The organism is Dyella sp. CR10 (genome assembly GCF_055814425.1).
In genome coordinates, this window is record NZ_CP185986.1 from 2,915,961 (window position 1) to 2,934,368 (window position 18,408).

At 66.2% G+C, this 18,408-nt stretch carries 12 protein-coding genes; 3 read left to right on the forward strand and 9 right to left on the reverse strand.

Annotated features, from left to right (window positions below):
• Nucleotides 1-408 precede the first annotated feature (408 nt).
• The 5 genes from ACNR9O_RS13100 to fucP form a co-directional block, all read right to left on the reverse strand.
• Nucleotides 409-1,236 carry an OmpA family protein gene (locus tag ACNR9O_RS13100; RefSeq protein WP_473688195.1) on the reverse strand — a complete coding sequence of 276 codons (828 nt, stop codon included), beginning with the start codon at nt 1,234-1,236 and terminating at the stop codon, nt 409-411.
• Nucleotides 1,237-1,277: 41 nt separating this feature from the next.
• Nucleotides 1,278-7,754 (reverse strand): YadA-like family protein, encoded by a 6,477-nt coding sequence (locus ACNR9O_RS13105; RefSeq protein WP_473688193.1) that lies wholly within the window; start codon nt 7,752-7,754, stop codon nt 1,278-1,280.
• 323 nt (nt 7,755-8,077) lie between these two features.
• The gene (locus ACNR9O_RS13110; protein ID WP_473688191.1) at nt 8,078-8,590 is read right to left on the reverse strand and encodes a hypothetical protein; all 513 of its coding nucleotides are present in this window, start codon (nt 8,588-8,590) and stop codon (nt 8,078-8,080) included.
• 1,287 nt (nt 8,591-9,877) lie between these two features.
• Nucleotides 9,878-10,225, reverse strand: a complete 348-nt coding sequence (locus ACNR9O_RS13115; protein WP_473688189.1) for an L-rhamnose mutarotase — start codon at nt 10,223-10,225, stop codon at nt 9,878-9,880.
• Between the two features lie 2 nt (nt 10,226-10,227).
• On the reverse strand, nt 10,228-11,490 hold the full coding sequence (gene fucP, locus ACNR9O_RS13120) for an L-fucose:H+ symporter permease (protein WP_473688187.1): 1,263 nt from the start codon (nt 11,488-11,490) through the stop codon (nt 10,228-10,230).
• A gap of 200 nt (nt 11,491-11,690) precedes the next feature.
• On the opposite strand from fucP, the gene ACNR9O_RS13125 reads away from it, so the two are divergent.
• A complete protein-coding gene (locus tag ACNR9O_RS13125; protein ID WP_473688185.1) occupies nt 11,691-12,470 on the forward strand; it encodes an IclR family transcriptional regulator in 780 nt (259 codons plus the stop codon).
• A gap of 134 nt (nt 12,471-12,604) precedes the next feature.
• Nucleotides 12,605-13,417, forward strand: coding sequence for a glycosyltransferase family 2 protein (locus tag ACNR9O_RS13130; RefSeq protein WP_473688183.1), 813 nt, complete (start codon nt 12,605-12,607; stop codon nt 13,415-13,417).
• Here ACNR9O_RS13130 and ACNR9O_RS13135 read toward each other — a convergent pair.
• From ACNR9O_RS13135 to ACNR9O_RS13150, 4 genes are all read right to left on the reverse strand, one after another.
• A complete protein-coding gene (locus ACNR9O_RS13135) occupies nt 13,386-13,964 on the reverse strand; it encodes a cysteine hydrolase family protein (RefSeq protein WP_473688181.1) in 579 nt (192 codons plus the stop codon). The two genes, ACNR9O_RS13130 and ACNR9O_RS13135, sit on opposite strands and share 32 nt — an antisense overlap.
• Before the next feature lie 80 nt (nt 13,965-14,044).
• Entirely contained in the window at nt 14,045-15,424 is a 1,380-nt protein-coding gene (chrA, locus tag ACNR9O_RS13140) for a chromate efflux transporter (protein ID WP_473688179.1), read from the reverse strand.
• A gap of 124 nt (nt 15,425-15,548) precedes the next feature.
• Nucleotides 15,549-16,046 (reverse strand): hypothetical protein, encoded by a 498-nt coding sequence (locus ACNR9O_RS13145; RefSeq protein WP_473688177.1) that lies wholly within the window; start codon nt 16,044-16,046, stop codon nt 15,549-15,551.
• Nucleotides 16,047-16,729: 683 nt separating this feature from the next.
• Nucleotides 16,730-17,551 (reverse strand): arylamine N-acetyltransferase family protein, encoded by an 822-nt coding sequence (locus ACNR9O_RS13150; RefSeq protein WP_473688175.1) that lies wholly within the window; start codon nt 17,549-17,551, stop codon nt 16,730-16,732.
• 147 nt (nt 17,552-17,698) lie between these two features.
• Between ACNR9O_RS13150 and msrA the strand changes: the two genes are divergently transcribed.
• Nucleotides 17,699-18,406 (forward strand): peptide-methionine (S)-S-oxide reductase MsrA, encoded by a 708-nt coding sequence (gene msrA / locus ACNR9O_RS13155; protein WP_473688173.1) that lies wholly within the window; start codon nt 17,699-17,701, stop codon nt 18,404-18,406.
• Nucleotides 18,407-18,408: the final 2 nt, after the last annotated feature.

Below are 18,408 nucleotides of genomic sequence, written 5' to 3' on the forward strand. Positions count from 1 at the left end.
AAGTGCTGTGCACCCGCGAAAACCTCCAGCCCCCTCTCCCCTCCGGGGAGAGGGTTGGGGTGAGGGGCCGGGCGGAGCGAGAGATTGAAGGCTTGCCAGAACCTCAGGCGCGAAATGCCCGCACGATGCGACGCATTCTCGAGCACCCGCCCCTCACCCCGCCCTCTCCCCGGAGGGGAGAGGGAGAAGTGCTGTGCACCCGCGAAAACCTCCAGCCCCCTCTCCCCACCGGGGAGAGGGTTGGGGTGAGGGGCCGGGCGAAGCGTAGAAGCAGCAAGGGAAGAGCTTGCCCCGCCTCGTCGAAACGCTTCCTCGAGCACCCACCCCTCATCTGCCTACCGGCATCTTCTCCCCAGCGGGGAGAAGAGTTCCACGGCTATGGAGCACCCGTGAAATCGAAGCGCGCCGTTACTCGCTGTCGATCTTCACTTCCACACGCCGATTCGGCGCCAGGCACGCAATCAACTGCGCACGCACCCCATCCGCGCACTCCTTCACCTGATCCGCCTTGCCGAACCCTTCCGCGCTGATGCGACTGGCCGGCACGCCCTGCTCCACCAGGTACGCCTTCACCGACTCGGCGCGCCGCTGCGACAAGGCCTGGTTGTACGCCTCGCCGCCCAGGCGATCCGTGTAACCGGCGATGCGCACCGAACGCAGCTTGTCGCCCTGCCCCTTCAGCTCATCGGCAAGATCGTCCAGCGTGCGGCGGCCAGCGGGCGACAGGTCGGCCTTGTCGAAGGCGAACAACGCATCGGCCGACAACACTCGCGGCTTGTTCGCCGCCGGTGCCGCCGCGGCCGGCGCAGGCTTCGGTTCCTCCAGCAGCGCCGCGCATCCTTCCGGCTTCCAATAGAAGCTGCGCGCGATCTTGTCGTCGTCGAACAGCACCTTGTACTGGCACACCGTCACTTCATCCGTGCCGGGCTTGCGAAAGTTGAACAGGTAGTTCCACTCGCGCACGCCCCACACGCCTTCGCTGAAATGCGGATAGCCGATCAAGTCCGAGACCTGGCCCTTGTTGAGCCCCGCCTTCACCTGGCGCAGATTCGCCAGGTTCGGGAAGGTGCCGCCCTTGTGCATCGGCGTGGTGTCGCCCGGCTCCGGCCAGACCATCTGACCGGCCGAGCCGCCGTCCTTGGCGATCTCGTGGCTGACATTGCCGCAGGCGGCCAAGCCACAAGTAAGGGCAAGCGCGAGCGAGGCCGCGGCGAGGTGCTTGAAAGAAGTACGCATGGAATTGGCTCCTTTGATATCGCTCATGGTCATGCCCGCCCTCACCACACCACGCCCGCACCGACGCCCGCGCCGGCATCGCCGCGCGAGTTGGTGGTGGCGTTGAGCTTGAACACGTAGCGACCGCTCTCGCTGATGGTGGACACGCCGACCGCAATGCTGCTTTCGCCGTGGAAGGTGCCCAGCGCCACGCCCGCTGAGCTCTGGTTCGGCTGGTAGGCCTGCGGCAGGCTCGCCATCGCCATCGCCGAAGCGATGCCCGCGTTGGCGCGATTGCCGATACGGTTGAGGTCGCGGTCGACGGTCTGGAAGCGCTGGTCGACATAGTCCTTCGACCAGTTCTTGGCCGTCTCGATGGCCTGGTTCACCTGCCCCACCGTCGCCGCATCCGTCGCATTCACGCCGGGTGCCACGTTGGTGATGGTGCGCTCATGGCCGGCCGAACCCACCGACACGCTGTTGGCGGTATTGGCCACCGAGTTGGCGCCGATCGCCACGCTGTTGTCGCCGGTAGCGGTCGAGCCCGCACCGACCGCCGTCGAGTTGTTGCCGGTGGCCGAAGCGTGCGTGCTGTTGTCCACGCTGGTCTGGTAGGTGGGGTTGTTGTTGATCGTGCCGCCACCGCCGGTGGGCATGTTGTTCACCGTGGTGGTGAGGTTCTGCAGACTGGTGTACAGCTGCTGCAGCGTCTGGTTGGTGGCGTACAACTGGCTGCCGTTGATCGCATCCGTGCTGCTGCCGCTGATGCGGCCCGCCGCGACGTTGGTCAGCGTCCGCTCGGCGCCCAGCGCACCCACGCTCACCGTCGAGCCTGGCGTCGTGCCGGCGAAGTTGTAGGTGGTGCCCGCCAGCGTCGCACTGGCCGTACCGACCGCCGCGTCCGTCTTCGATCCCGCACCCAGCGCCACGCTGCCCGCATACGCCGCTTCCGTGCCCGCGCCCAGCGCCATCGCCTGGATGCCGTTGGACGTCGCGTTGGTGCCCAGCGCCACGCCGTCGGCCAGGTTCACCGTGGCGTTCTGGCCGATCGCCGTGCCGCCCGGCGCCGTCTGCTGCACGATCGCGCCATTGCCCATGCCGATGCCGTTGTCGCCGTTGACCGTGGTCTTCGGACCGATCGCCACCGACTCCGCGCCCACCGCGGCCGAGTCGGACGCCGTGGAGTTGGCATGGAAGTACTTGATCGGCGTCACCGAGAACGAGGCCATCGCACCCTTCAGCTGGCGCAGGGTCACCGCATCCTGATCCAGCGTGCCATCGGCCACGTTGGTGATCTGGCGGAAGTCGGTGGCGTTGCCCACTGACACCGCGCCGAGCAGGTTGCGGTCCGTGGTGTTGTACGGCACGACGTTGGTGCCCACGAGGATCGAACCGGACGCCGGTGCGATCGCGCGATCGGACACCGCCCCCGCGCCCAGCGCCACGCCGCCCAGCACCGACACGCCTGTGCCCTGGCCCAGCGAGGTGCTGCGATCCGCTGCCGCGGTGGCATCCACGCCGGCGGCCAGCGAGTTCACGCCGGTCGCGCCGTTGTTGGCGTAGTTGCCGCCCTGCGTGCCGCCGTCGTTCACGCTGTAGTAGTGGATGGCGTTGGCGATCACGGTGTTGTTGAGCGTGTCGATCGCCTGGTTGGTCGCGTACAGCTGAGAGCCGTTGATCGCATCCGTGCTGTTGCCGTTGACCTGGCCGGCGGCCACGTTGGTCACGGTGCGCTCGGCACCCACCGTACCCACGCTCACCGTGCTGGTCGGCGTCGCGCCGGCATAGGTGTAGGTGTTGCCGGCGATGGTGCCGCTGCCGGTCTGCACCACCGTGCCAGTGCTGCTGCCCGCACCCAGGGCGACGTCACCCACATTCGCGCCCGCGGTGGCGCCGTTGCCGATCGATACCGCGTTCTCCGTGTTGGCCGTCGACACCGGTCCGATCGCCACGCTGTTCAAGCCGTTCGCCAGCGAATCGGCCAGATTGGAGTTGGCATGGAAATACTTGATGCCACCCGTATTGATCTGGTTGAACACCTGCTGCAGCGAGCTGTACGTGTTGCCGCCGTAGGTGATGCTGGTGTTGATGGTGCCGGTGGTCGGATCGTAGGTGGTGTTGCCGCCGTAGCTGTTGGCGATGGAGTTGCCCAGGTTGGTGACGGTCGTGCCGACGGTGCCGATGGCCTGGTTGGTCTGGAACAGCTGCGAGCCGTTGATGGCATCCGTACTGCTGCCACTGATGCGGCCGGCCGCGACGTTGGTGATGGTGCGCTCCGCGCCCACCGTGCCCACGCTGATCGTGCTGCCCGGCGTGGTGCCTGCGAACGCGTAGGTCTGGCCGTTGATCACGGTGTTGGCCGTACCTACCGCCGCATCCGTCTTCGAACCCGCGCCCAGCGCCACACTGCCGGCGAACGCCGCTTCCGTGCCCGCACCCAGCGCCATCGCCTGGATACCGTTGGACGTCGAGTTAGTGCCCAGCGCCACGCCGTCGGCCAGGTTCACCGTGGCGTTCTGTCCGATCGCCGTACCGCCCGGCGCGGTCTGCTGCACGATCGCACCATTGCCCATGCCGATGCCGTTGTCGCCGTTGACCGTGGTCTGCGGACCGATGGCGACCGACTCCGCACCCGCTGCCAGCGAATCGGTGGCCGCGGAGTTGGCATGGAAGTATTTGATCGGCGTGACCGAGAACGAGCTCATCGCGCCCTTCAACTGACGCAGGCTCACCGCATCCTGGTCCTGCGTACCGTCAGCCAGGTTGGTGATCTGGCGGAAATCAGTGGTGTTGCCCACCGACACCGCGCCGAGCAGGTTGCGGTCCGTCGTGTTGTAGGGGATCACATTGGTGCCGACGATGATCGAGCCGGAGGCCGGCGCGATCGCCCGATCGGACACCGCCCCCGAACCCAGCGCCACGCCACCCAGCACCGACACGCCCGTGCCCTGGCCCAGCGCCGTGCTGTTGTCGGCCGTCGCGGTGGAACCCACGCCCGCGGCCAGCGCGTTGAGGCCGGTCGCGCCGTTGTTGGCGTAGTTGCCGCCCTGCGTGCCACCATCGTTGACGCTGTAGTAATGCGTGGCGCCCGCCGCCACCACGTTGCTGAGGTTGTCCACCGCCTGGTTGGTCGCCCACAGCTGCGAACCGTTGATCGCATCGGTGCTGCTGTTGCTGATGCGGCCGGCAGCGACGTTGGTGATGGTGCGCTCGGCACCGGCCGCGCCCACGCTCACCGTGCTGGCCGGCGTGGTGCCGGCGAAGGCATAGGTGGTACCGGCAATCGTGTAGCTGGCCGTGCCCACCGCCGTGGTGGTCGTGGAGCCCGAACCCAGCGCCACGTCGTTGGCATTGGTGGCGACTGCACCGTTGCCGAAGGCCACCCCGCCGGCCGCCTGCGCAGCGCTGGCGTTGCCCATGGCGATGGAGCCGGTGCCCTGCGCGTTGTTGCCGTTGCCGATCGCGACCGCGCCGTCGCCGTTGGAGGTGTTGTTGGAACCGACCGTGACAGCGCCAGTACCCGTCGCGGAGTTCGGATCGCCGATCGCCACCGCGCCGTTGCCATTAACGGTCTGGCCTTCGCCCAGTGCGACCGCGCCGGTGCCGCCGAGCACCTGCGAGTTGTGGCCGCCAGCGATGGAGCCCGTCCCGGCCACGGCCGCCACCGTATTGGTATCACCCAGCGCCACGGTGGACGCTGCCAGCGCTTGCGATGCATTGCCGATCGCCGTCGCGCTGGCTCCATTTGCTTTGGCCGTCGTTCCGATCGCCAGCGCGTTGTCGCCTGTCGCGTTAGCCTGAGCACCCAAGACCGTCGCCGCCGTTCCGTTCGCTACCGATTGCGCGCCTACCGCTATCGCCCGCACTCCCGTGGCGCTGTTGCCCGGACCCACTGCAGCACTGAGGTCACTATTTGCCTTAGAAGAAGGCCCGACCGCGAGCGAGCTCAACCCGCTCGATTCGGCACTAAAGCCCAGAGCGGTGGCGTTCTGTGCGCTCGCCACCGCCCGAGAGCCGATGGCCACGCCGCCAAGCGTCGCCGATGATACGTAGCCGATGGCAACTCCTTCGTTGTCGGTGACCGCGGCTTGCAGGCCGACAGCTACTGACAACCTGCCCGCTGCGTTGGTACTCGCGCCGACCGCGACTGAGGATTCATTGCTCGCCACGGCCGAGCTGCCGACCGCCACCGACGACGCGCCTGAACCCACGGCATTCACACCGGCGGCGAGTGCATTGACCCCGCTGGCACCCCGGTTGAGGTAGTTACCGCCCTGCACGCCGTTGTCGTTGACGCTGTAGTAGTGGATCGGCGTGGCGCTAGACGCGACAGCATTCACCGCCTGCGTCACCGCATAGAGCTGCGAGCCGTTGATCGCATCCGTGCTGTTCTGCCCGATGCGGCCGGCCGCGACATTGGTGATGGTGCGCTCGGCGCCTCCCGCGCCCACGCTCACCGTACTGCCCGGCGTAGTGCCGGCGAAGTTGTAGGTCGTGCCGGCGATCACGTAGCTGGCCGTACCAACCGCCGTGGTCGTGCTCGAGCCGGAACCCAGCGCCACGTCATTGGCATTGTTGGCCACCGCCGTATCACCGAAAGCGACCGCGCCGGCTGCCAGTGCCTTGCTGGTGCTGCCGATGGCGACGCTGCCCTGCCCGACCACGGTGTTCTGGTAACCGATACCGACCGCGCCCTGCGCCGCGGTACCCGGCGTGCTCACCGCCTGTCCGCCGCCGCCGACCATGTTGGTGTTACCCATCGCGACCGACCCGTTGCCGGTGGCCGTGTTGTCCAGGCCGCTGGCGATCGCGCCGTTGCCTGTCGCAGTGTTCGGATCACCGATCGCCACCGCACCATTGCCGTTGGCGACATTGCCGGAACCGACTGCGACCGCCTTGCCGCCCGTGGCGGACGAGCCGTTACCGATCGCCACCGCATCGGCCGAGCTGGCAGTGGTGGATAAGCCGATGGCGATCGCGTTAGCGGCCGAAGCGGAAGATTGCCCCCCCATGGCGATGGAGTTGTCCCCGCTGGCGCTGGCGCCCGCCGTAGTATTTGCGCCGATCGCGGTGGAACCTATGCCGGTGGCACTGGCTCGCACGCCCATGCCTACCGAGAAGTCCTTATTAGCGAGGGACTGCACACCGACAGCAACAGAGCCCGCGCCAGTGGACGCCACGTCTGTACCAATGGCCACCGCACTTTGCCCGGTGGCCCCTGTGTTAGCGGCCGTGCGCGCCCCGAGATAAATCGCATTGACGCCGGAAGCGATTGCGCCAGAGCCGTGAGCGATCGCGTTCAAGGCAGATCCATTGGCTCCCGCGCCAAGGACGACGGCACCTTGTCCACTCGCCTTGGTCAAATAGCCGATCGCCACGGCATTGACGTCAGTCACCGTCGACTGGAGTCCCATGCCGATCGAGTACTGACCCGACACACTCACATCCGTGCCGATAGCAACGGCCGATTCGGCCGAAGCACCCGTGCCTACCGTGCGAGCCCCGAGATAGACCGCGTTGAGGGCAGTGGCGTAAGCCTGCCAGCCCACCGCAGTCGAATGGGTCGCGATGCTCTGCGTCGACAAGCCAACCGCCGTCGCTCCGTCCGCCGATGCCTTCGTGAAGGCACCCAATGCAGTGGCCTGACCGGTGCTTGCCGTGGCGGATGCACCAAGTGCGACGCCATTGAGTGCGCCGACGGCTTTGGCGGATTGACCGATAGCCACGCCGCTGGTGGAGTTCGCATCGACTGAGCTGCTGTCGCCCATGGCGACCGCGGAAATCGCCTTGGCGGCTGAGTTCTGGCCGATGGCAGTGGCTCTATCCACCGTAGCCTGCGCAGCCGGGCCGACGGCCGTGGTCGCCGTGCCTGCGGCAACAGAATTGACGCCGAACGCGATGCTGTTGACTCCGCTGTTGCTCGCGTTGACGCCAATGGCGATCGCGCCCGCGCCGGAGCCCGCATTGCTATTGGTGCCCATCGCGATGGCATTCAAGCCCCCTGCCACGCTTTGGGTGCCCATGGCCATGGTATAGCCGCCTGAAGCAGTGGCATCGGTGCCGATGCCAATCGCGGCGACACCAGTGGCACCGGTTCCCGCCGCACTGCGTGCCCCCACGTAAACCGAGTTGATGGCGCTGCTATAAGCCTGGAAGCCCAAAGCTATGCCGTTCTGACCCGTGGAAAGGGAGTTGTAGCCCACTGCCAACGCACCCAGCACATTGGCGTGCGCGAGCGAACCGATGGCGGTGGCTCCCTGTCCGGTAGCCGCAGATTGAAGTCCCATGCACGATGCCGTGCCGTTGTAGGCATTCCACGGGGAACCTGAGCAATCCACCGACTGCGCATGCGCCGGCAACATCCACCCGGTGCCGCCAAGCACCGCCAGCGCGAACAACAAGCTCCCGCCCTTGCCATGCCGCAGCGTATGCCGCGCGGCGCCCTTCGCGTTTCCGCCGGCGTGGCCCGCGGCCAGTTCCGATGCGACCACGAGCTGATTCAGCGCGCGGTTCCAGACCTTGCTGTGGATCTTGTTCATTACCTTCTCCTGCTTAGCATGGGGCGGTGTGATGCAAGAGGCGGCGGACCGTCGGACGCAAAGGGCCCCGGGCCCGGAGCCATGCAGGGCTCCGCGCCAGCGGCGCGCTTGGCGCGCGTATTCGGTTCTCCGCGACCCCGTGTGTAGTTATGCGCGCGCGTTATTCGCAACGCGCGCGTTCACGGCAGCGGTGTCCGGCGCGTGCGCCGGATCAGCGGCTCATGCGGAAGGCCGCGGCAAGGGCGGCCGCGGTAATGGCGGATGAATTTCCCCCTGGATCGGCGGGCGCTGGTGTTGTTCCGGCACGACCAACGGCATGTCGATTACTCCCATGTCTTGTCCATCTGGATGGATACGTCTCCATTGCGCATGCCACTTCCCTTCCGTGGGAAGGCCCCCCTTTCCATCTCTCGGGCGCCGCTGCCCCGCGCTTCGGCGAAGCGCATGACATCGGCTGCAAGACTGAAGCGCGACCAATATCCCTGAATCGAAGAACAGGGATTCATTGCGATTTTCAACAGAGCAAGTTGCCATTCTTCGCGACCGTGACGGAGATCGTCGACGCCACGTCGTCTTGTGGAAGCCAAACCTTCCACCTGATGGCCGCCTTCGCGCAACGCGATGGCGTGCTGGGCCAGTCCATGAGCCGGCCTCCCTTGCCCGCGCGACCGGGAAGAACCAGCCGCCTTATAAGCGAGGAACACTGGGCGCGCGCGGAAGCGGCTGCATCCGTCGGCATCCATCCACGCTCCCTGCCGTGACACCTGCGCGAAGGCGGCGCCGAGCCGGCACGGCTGACGTAGGCTCGCTTTCGGCGCGCGAAGGCGCAGGTCCATCGTATTCCCTCCCGCGCAGGGCCCAGGATCGTGGGGAACGCCGTTCCGCTACATCCAGCGACACGCAACCGCCGCGCCCGGGCTCACGCCCTGCACCTGCCGCCGATCATCGCTGCGTACCGCGAAACTCCGTCTCCGAATGCCCCTGTAGCACTCCGCTGCTGGGTCGCGCGACATCACGCGGCCCTCGATAGGAGAGACGCGAAGCACAACCGCTAGTTGACATTGCCGGATGGGGTCGATGTGGGTTCATCCGACGACGCGTGCGTGAGGTTAAGCAGGTTTTCAGAAACCGGGAAGATTCGTCATACAAAGTTGAGATGAAGATCACTCAATTTACGCGCAACGCATTGTTGGCGATCGGCTGCGTCATGCCACGCATGACATTGGGCATCGAGTTTTCATTTAGACGTCCAAACGAGATCGCCTTTAGACGTCTAAAGCCACCACATTTTCGCCGGATTCAAATCGCCCGGAGCGTCAAAATTTTGACGCGCCCGCGCGCGTAAAAGGCATCGCCGCGCTATAGATGCACAGGATGATGTTGTGCATGACAGGTTGATCGCGCGCTTGTCGGCACCTTCTCTCCCACGGGGACTGCTTCGCGTCGCCGATGGGAGAAGGAATCGTCTTTGCAGGCTGAGGCACTCGTCACCAGAGCGCGTCGTGCGTATGAGATCCGACACCGATCAAGCTCATACGAAAGAGAAAATGCGGCGCCAACGCAAACAATCACAAGTCAAGCACCGCGCACTTTTTCTTTTGCCCCGCTTTTGCTTTTGCATTTAGCTTTTGGTTTTTGGTTTTTGGTTTTTGGCTTTTGGCTTTTGGCTTTTGGCTTTTGGCTTTTGGCTTTTGACCTACCGGGGGCCCCTGTGCGTCGGTGAGGGCTGGACGATCAGGCCCCGAAGGGGGCAGCGACAGGGATGTCGCTGCCTTTTCGACATGACATGGATGTCATGTCGAAAAGCCCGGCCAGCCCTCACGCACCCGGAGGTGGCGTAGCCACCGCAGGGCGACGTGCCGGGGTGCCCTTCTCTTTGGTTACTTTCTCTTGGGCAAGCAAGAGAAAGTGACTCGGCCCGCGGCAGCGGGACGAAACCCTCGCCCATAGGCGAGACACGAATACACCAACCGCATCGATCAGCGAGCGCTCACGCCAGCCCTACGTCGGGGTTCGCTTAACGCTCATCCCAACCTACGCCAATGGCGGCCGAAGGTAGAGCATCCGCCCCTCACTCCGCCCTCTAGAGGGACAAGCGTGGTGCCTCGCACATACATAAAGAATCAGCGGCAATCGCGCAGCGAAAACATCCGCTCCATCGGCACCCATTTCTGCCCAGGCCTCGCCCAAGGCAACCGCTGCTGGAACGTATCCATCAGCGCCTCCCACGCCTGCACCCGCGGATTGCCCGCATCCGCCGCCGCTTTCGCCGCCCCGTCGAAACCCTCCGGCACATCCATCACCAGCACCAGCCGGTTCCCCGTGCGGAAAATCTCCAGATCCAGCACGCCCGCCTCGCGGATCGACACCACGATCTCCGGCCAGATGCAGTCCGGCGTATGCCAACGCTCGTACTCCGCGATCAGCGCAGGGTCGTCCTTCAGGTCCAACGCGAAATACAGGCGCGGCATTCTCAAGACTCCGTGGCCGGACGCAGACGCGCGAACAGGAAGATCACCACGAAGCTCAGCACCGGCACCAGCATCGCCCGCGCGATACCCATCGCATCGGACACCGCGCCCATGCACGCCGTCAGCACCGCGCCGCCGATGATGGTCATCACCAGCAACGCCGAACCGAGCTTGCGCTCGTCATCGCCGCGCCCCTCCACGCCCAGCGCGAAGATGGTCGGATACATCACCGACATGAAGAAGCTGCACGCCACCAGCGCGCAGGCGCCGGCATGGCCGGGCCACAGCACGGCGAACACCGTCAGCGCCACATTCACCACGGCGAATGCCGCCAGCAACCGGCGCGGCGCCACGTAACGCATCAGTGCACCGCCGGCGAAGCGGCCGGCCATGAAGCAGGCCAGCGATACCAGCATGTAGTTGGCCGCCGTCTTGGCCGGCGTGCCCGGCATGGTGGCCTGCACGTAGCGGATCAGGTAGCTCCACACGCCCACCTGCGCGCCGACATAGAAGAACTGCGCGGCCAGCGTGGCGAGGAAGCGCCGCTCGCGCAGCAGGCGGCCGAGCACGCCGCGCTCCTGCGGCGCGGCCTCTTCCATCGCATGCACGGTAGGAAAACGCGTGAGCAGGATCAGCAAGCCCCAGCCGAGCACCACCAGACCGATCAGCAGGTACGGCAATTGCACCGCCGCGGTTTCGCTCGCGACGAAGGCCGCGCGCTGGGCCTCGCTCAGCGCGGCCAGCTGTTCGGGCGTGTGCTCGACGCCGGAGAAGATGAAATGCTGGCCGATCAGCACGCCGGCGATCGAACCCAGCGGATTGAAGGCTTGCGCCAGGTTGAGTCGCCGCGCCGCGCTCTCGCGCGGACCGAGCAAGGTCACGAACGGGTTGGCAGAGGTTTCCAGGAAGGCCAGGCCACTGGCGATCACGAACAGCGCGAACAGGAAGAAACCATACGTGCGCAGCTCCGCCGCCGGCCAGAACAGCAACGCCCCCAGGCCGTACAGCGCCAGGCCGAACACCACCGCGCTCTTGTAGCCGAAGCGCCGCATATAGATGCCGGCCGGCATCGCCACCAGGAAGTAGCCCAGGTAGAACGCGCTCTGCACCAGGCCAGCCTGGAAGTCGTTCAGCACGAACGCCTTCTTGAACTGCGGGATCAGCACGTCGTTGAGGTTGTTCGCCACGCCCCACAGGAAGAACAGGCTGACGATCAGCACCAGCGGAAGCGGCGACGGGCGCGCCTGCAGGGAGGATGCCGTCACCGGCGGTGTTGCCGTCGTCGTCTGCAAAACGCTTACCCCGCGAGCTCGTGTCCCCGTCGGGACAGCATAGGATTATTGTGCAAATATGAACAACAGTTTCACCCGCAGCACAAGATGCAACGCAGCAACCCGGGGCGCCGCATGGCACCGCACGGCGCGCTGAGGCAAGCTTGCCCATCATCGAGGGGACCCGCCGCACCATGCCGAAGAAGAGCACACCCAAGTACCGCGCACCCGCGCTGGACAAAGGCCTGGACATCCTGGAACTGCTCGCCGCCTCGCCCGTCCCCTTGAGCATCGCCGAGGTCTCCGAGGGCGTGGGCCGTTCGCGCGGCGAAATCTTCCGCATGCTGCAGGTGCTCGAAGAGCGCGACTACATCATGCGCGGCGAAGGCGACAGCGGGTATTCGATCACGCCGCGGCTGTTCCGCCTCGGCATGGAACAGCCGCCGCTCAAGAGCGCCGTGGAAGCCGCCCTGCCGATCATGCACCGCCTGGCCCATGCGGTGGACCAGTCCTGCCACCTGGTGGTGCCGTCGCGCGAACAGATCGTGGTGATCGCACGCATCGATCCGCCCGGCGAGATCGGCCTGGTGGTGCGCGTGGGCCACCGCCGCCCGATGTCCCAGGCCACCTCCGGCCATGTGCTGCTGGCGTTCCAGATGGACGACGTGCGGCAGCTGTGGCTGGACATGATCGCGGCCCACGAGCCGGAACTGGACCGCAAGAAGCTCCTCAAGCAGGTGACGCAGGTGCGCACGCGCGGCTATGCCACCGCGCCGAGCCATATCGTCGACGGCGTGACCGACTTCTCCGCGCCGGTGCTGCAGCACGGCAGCGCGGTGTGCGCGCTGACCATCCCCTTCATCGAACGGCGCGCCTCGGCCATCGATGAAGCGCACACGCTGGAGCAGTTGCGGCAGGCCGCCGCGGACATCTCCGACACCTTGCAGTACGGCGGGCCGTCGCGGGCGGATTGACCTTTTTTGTCCTTGACTCCGTTGGCCGGGCCCGTACGCCCGGCATCACGTTAACGGCCAGCAGCACACTCCCTTCACGCCCTGCGACGGTGCGCGCCCCGACACTGAAGCCTCCGCAGCCTCAGGAGCGTGTCATGCCCTCCCCTTTGCCGCGCTGGTGCATCGTCATCCCCTGCCATAACGAGGAGCGGGCGATCGGCGGCGTGCTGGCCGATGCGAAGCGCCTGGGCGTGCCGGTCTGCGTGGTGGACGACGGCTCCACCGACGCCACGCCGAAGATCGTCAGCCGCCATCCTGGCGTGACCTTGCTGCGCCATGACGAACGGCGCGGCAAGGGCGAAGCGCTGCGTACCGGCCTGCGCGCCGCGCGTCATTCCGGTTTCGAAGCCGTGCTCACCATGGACGGCGATGGCCAGCACCGCGCCGAAGACATTCCCTATCTGCTTGCCGCGGCGAAGCGGCATCCGGGCAGCCTGGTGGTCGGCGCGCGCCTGCTCGACAGCGAACGGCAGCCACGCGCGCGGCAACTGGCCAATCGCGTGGCCGACTGGGGCATTTCCTGGGCCTGCGCGCGCGGCATCGCCGACACGCAGAGCGGGCAGCGCTGGTATCCGGCGGCGGTGCTGGAACTGGCCGAGACTGCCAGCGACGGCTTCGCTTATGAAGCGGCGCTGTTGATCCGTGCCTGCCGCGAAGTCGGCGTCGAGGTGGTTTCAGTGCCGATCCCCGCGCGCTACGGCAGCCAGTTCCGCCACAGCCACTTCCGCCCGATGCTGGACGTGGCGCGCATCACCTGGGCCACCACACAGCAACTGCTGCACTACGGCCATCTGCGCGAGAGCTACCGCTTCGCGCAGACGCGCACCGCCTGCGTGGAACACCATCGTGTGCGCATGCACGGCCCGAACGTGCCGCTCAGCGCCGACCTTCCCGCGGGACCCGGCTGATCAGGTCCCGCACGGCGGGCGTGGCGATCCCCAGCGCTTCGCCCAGATGCTCGACGACGCGCTGATGGCGCGCCTGAGTCTGGCTGGCGATGGCATCGCTCGGCACCACCGCTTTGTAGCCGTGCACGTGCGCATCCATCGCGCTGCTCAGCACGCAGGCGTCGCCGGCGATGCCGGCCAGCACGATCTCCTCGGTGAGCAGGTGCTCCAGCAGTGCCGGCAGCTGGGTGCGGTAGAACGCCGAATGGCGCGACTTGAGCAGGCACACTTCGTCGCGCGCGGGCTTTAACGCCTCCGCCGCTTCGCGCGACACGGGATGGCCGACTTCGCGGGTATACGCGATCACGCCATCCAGATCTTCGTGCCAGCAGTCGAAATTGTCGTTGACGAATACCACCGGCACGCCCCAGCCGCGAAAATGCTCGCGCAGCAGCGCGATGGTCGGGATGACCTTGTGGAACTGCTCCGCCAGCTGCGGGCCGCCTTCGAAACGGAAATCGTTGAAGACGTCGATGATGAGCAGCGCCTGGCGATGCGGCTGGACCATGGCGACCTCGTGGCTTCCTCGCGTGCCGGCACGGTCGCACCGCAGCGATCAAGACGGCGTGGAGGTGCCGCGATCGGCGATCAGCGCCCCAGCCACAGTGACAGCGCGCCGATCACGCCCGCGCCCAGCAGGGTCCAGCCCATGCCGAGCCGGAAGCGCAGCATCGCCAGCATCGATGCGAGCGCAAGCATGGCGGCCAGCGGATGCACCGTCGCCCAGCGCGGCAGCTCCAGCGATACTGGCCCGAAGCGCCACATATCCAGCGCGCCGAACAGCGTATGCAAGGCGAACCACACCGACAGGTTGAGGATCACACCCACCACCGCCGCGGTGATCGCCGACAGCGCGGCATGCAGCGCGCGATGGCCGCGCAAGGCCTCGATGTACGGCGCGCCGAGGAAGATGAACATGAAAGACGGCGCGAACGTCACCCAGGTCGTGAGCAAGGCGCCGAGTACGCCCGCGGCCAGCGGCGCCATGCCGCCCTGATGCTGGAACGCGGCGAGAAACCCGACGAACTGCAGCACCATGATCAGCGGCCCCGGCGTGGTCTCGGCCAGTGCCAGGCCATCGAGCATCTGGCCCGGCGCGATCCAATGGAAACTCTCCACGGCGCGCTGCGCCACATATGCCAGCACCGCATAGGCGCCGCCGAAGGTCACCAGCGAGGTCTGCGCGAAGAACACGCCTTCGCGCGCGAGCACGCTGCCCGCGCCGAACAGCGCGATCACCAGCGCCACCGGCAAGAGCCACGCCACCAGCCCCACCGCCGCCACGCGCATCGCGCGCGCAGCGGAGGGCCGCACGTGCGCCAGCCGCCCCTGGCCCAGCAGGCGATCGATCAGATAGGTCGACGCGGCATCGCTGCAGGCATCGTCGGGCGCGGGAAAATAGCGCGGCAACCACCAGCGCCCGGCCAGCCCGAACAAGCCGGCGCCGAGCACGATCAACGGAAAGGGCACATGGAACAAGTTGATGCCGACGAACGCGGCCGCCGCGATGGCCACCATCATGCGATTGCGCAACGCCTTGCGCCCGATGCGCAGCACCGCCTCCACCACCACCGCCAGCACCGCCGCCTTCAAGCCCAGGAATACCGCAGCCACCAGCGGCACCTGGCCGTACAGCGCATACACCAAGCTCAAGGCCAGGATGGCGACGATACCCGGCAGCACAAACAGCAACCCCGCGATCAACCCGCCCAGCGTGCGATGCAGCAGCCATCCCACATAGATCGCCAGCTGCGTGGCTTCCGGCCCCGGCAGCAGCATGCAGTAGTTGAGCGCATGCAGGAACCGCGCATCGCTGATCCAGCGCCGCCGCTCCACCAGCTCGCGATGCATCAAGGCGATCTGCCCCGCCGGACCGCCGAAACTGAGCAGCCCGATGCGGGCCCAGACACGCGTGGCTTCGCGCAGGGAAATGGTGTCGGTCGAGAGGGGAACCGGCGTCTCGGTCAAGGGAACGTCCAACGAGGGTGACGGGGACAACCTAGCGCAGTCGTGTTGCCAATCGCACGACAGATTGCCGTCTGTCCGCCTTCGACTGGCTTTCTCGTCTCCCCGAGCCACGCAGCCGCAGGGCTCACGCTTCGCCTTCGTGCTCATGCGAACGACGGAAAATATCGCTGCTCGCCGCCGAGAAGCCGACCAGCTCGACCTCGGGGTCCACTGCCAGGACCGCCGTCACCAAGGCGACGAACAAGCCTGAATGATCATTGATCGCCAGGATCTCGTTATTGACCAGCGCGACGTTGCGGGATCGGCCCGGCTCCGGCCGCAGATCCATGGCCAGGGCATCCGTGCGATACCGATCCAGGCGCCGGATGCGGACCACGTCCTCGATACGAAAGCTCAGCCAGCGCTGGCCGGTATCTTTGTTGGCGACGCGAATCACCTGACGACCACGGTCTATCTCGATGCGCTGTATCGCACCGAACAAGGAAAGCAGCCCGACGAAAGCCGTGGTTCCGGCGACCATCGCTATCTCGGTACCCAAGGACAACCGCCCCGTGCGCGGCGGGTCATAGATGGTCAGGATCGTAAAGAGGATCAATGCGCCGATCGTGACGATGAGCGCCATACGCCAACCTTGCCGGTAAATCTCCACGCCTGCACGTCCGTTTCCGGCATCGCTGGAGCTGGCAGTCGACAACGCTGGTTTTGGCATCGCTCTTCCCTGGAACCGTGATCCGTCCGCTTTCATTCGCGCGGCATCGGGAAAGCGTAGCGAACCTTGCGCGGCGGCGCATGGATGAGCCACGCATATCGAGCGCCATCGCAAGCCCCGCCCCCTCACCCCGCCCTCCCCCCGGAGGGGAGAGAAAGAAGTGCGGTGCATCCGCAAGCAGTCACGAGCGAGTGGCGCAGCCGCAACGCTTTGGCTTTGGCTTTGGCTTTGGCTTTGGCTTTGGCTTTGGCTTTGGATTTGGCTTTGGATTTGGCTTTTGACCTGCCGCTCCCCTGTGCGTCGGTGAGGGCTGGACGATCAGGCCCGAAGGGGCAGCGACAGGGATGTCATGTCGAAAAGCCCACACACACCCGGAGGTGGCGCAGCCATCGCGGGGCGACGTGCCGGGCTTTGGTTACTTTCACTTGGGCACGCAAAGAAGAAGTAACTCGCTCTCCAGCAGGACAGCGAAACCCTCGCCCATGGGCGAGACACCAATACACGAAGCGCATCGATGAGCGAGCGCTCACGCCAGCCCCACGCCGGAGTTCGCTAGCGCTCACTTCAACCTACGCCCGAAGGATGAGTCGAAAGACTCACCCCGGCATCGGCAACGCATCCAGCCGCCCCCGCACATGCGCCAACGCCGGCACCTGGATCAAAAACTCCCGCTCCAGCACCTCCAGGATCTCCTCCGCACTCCCCAGCGTGCGCCGCGTCGATTCACCACCCATCACATGCACCGCGAACTCCCGGCTGCGCAGATTCAGCCGTCGCCCCGGCGCACTGCGCGCAATCGTCAGTCCATGCAGAAAATGCGACTGCGGAAACGTCGACGTGTAGTGATTGGCCACCACATAGTCGACGTCATGCCGCGGCTGCAGATCGAAGCGATACAGCGTCGACCACTGCCCGCGCACCAGCGCCTGCATGCGCCATTGCCCATCCTGCTCGAGCAGGCGGTACGGCTCGTGCGCGCTCGGCTGCTCCAGATCCGGCACCAGGCGCAACGCGCCGGACAGCACCATGCCGCCGAAACCCACGTCCGCCAGCCAGCTCTCGCCGTCGACTGTCACGCGCAGCAGCATGTGGCTCTGCGCGGTGAGCTCGTTCTCGTCGCGCTGCCACAGCACGCGCGCGATCAGGCCCTCGACCTGATAGCCGATCGCGCGCAGAACTTCGCGGAACACGAAGTTCTGCTCGAAGCAATAGCCACCGCGCCCCGACGCCACCAGCTTGCGCTCCAGGCGTGGCAGCTCCAGCACCACCGGCACGCCCAGGAATGGATCGAGGTTCTCGAACGGGATGGTGGCCACGTGTGCCGCGGCCAGTGCGCGCAGCGTGGCGACATCCGGCTTCGGTTCGCCGATGTAGCCGATGCGTCGCAGGTAGGCCGGCAGGTCGATCGTGTGCGTCATGGTGGGAAAGCACCTTGGGTCGGGGAGGCCGCAAGATACCACCGCGCAGTGGCGTAACCGGCGGCGACGCTGCGGCGAAAGAGGCTTCGTAGCGCGGCGCATCGCCGCGCGCCATGCTTACGCGACTTGCCGAAGGAGAGCTTCGCCATGACCACGTCTCTGCCCCGCCTCCGCCTGCTCGCCGGCCTGCTGATGATGGCCGGCACCGCCGCCTGCGGCGTCGTCTCCGCTGACAGCGCACCAGTAGCCGCGCCCGCTCCGAAACTCGATGCCCCGCTCGCCGCCGCGCGCGGCGAGCAGACCGCTGTCTTCGCCGGCGGCTGCTTCTGGGGCGTGGAATCGGTGTTCGAACACGTCAAGGGCGTCAAGAAGGCCTGGTCAGGCTATGCCGGCGGCGACGCCGCCACGGCGGATTACGAACAGGTATCCAGCGGCCGCACCGGCCATGCCGAATCGGTGAAAGTGGTCTATGACCCGGCCCAGGTCAGCTACGGCAAGCTGCTGCAGGTGTTCTTCTCGGTCGCCGCCGATCCCACCCAGCTCAACCGCCAGGGACCGGATGTCGGGCCGCAGTACCGTTCGGTCGTCTTCTACGCCAATGACGAGCAGAAGCGCATTGCCGACGCCTATATCGCCCAGCTCGACCAGGCGCACGTCTATCGCGCGCCCATCGTCACCCAGGTGGTGCCGCTGAAGGCGTTCTACATGGCCGAGGCCTACCACCAGAACTTCGCCCGGCAGCACCCTGACCTGCCGTACATCGTGATCAACGATGCGCCGAAGGTGCGCCACCTGAAAGAACTGTTCCCGGCCGATTACAAGCCGGAAGAAACCGTGGTCGACGTGAGGCTGTAGCG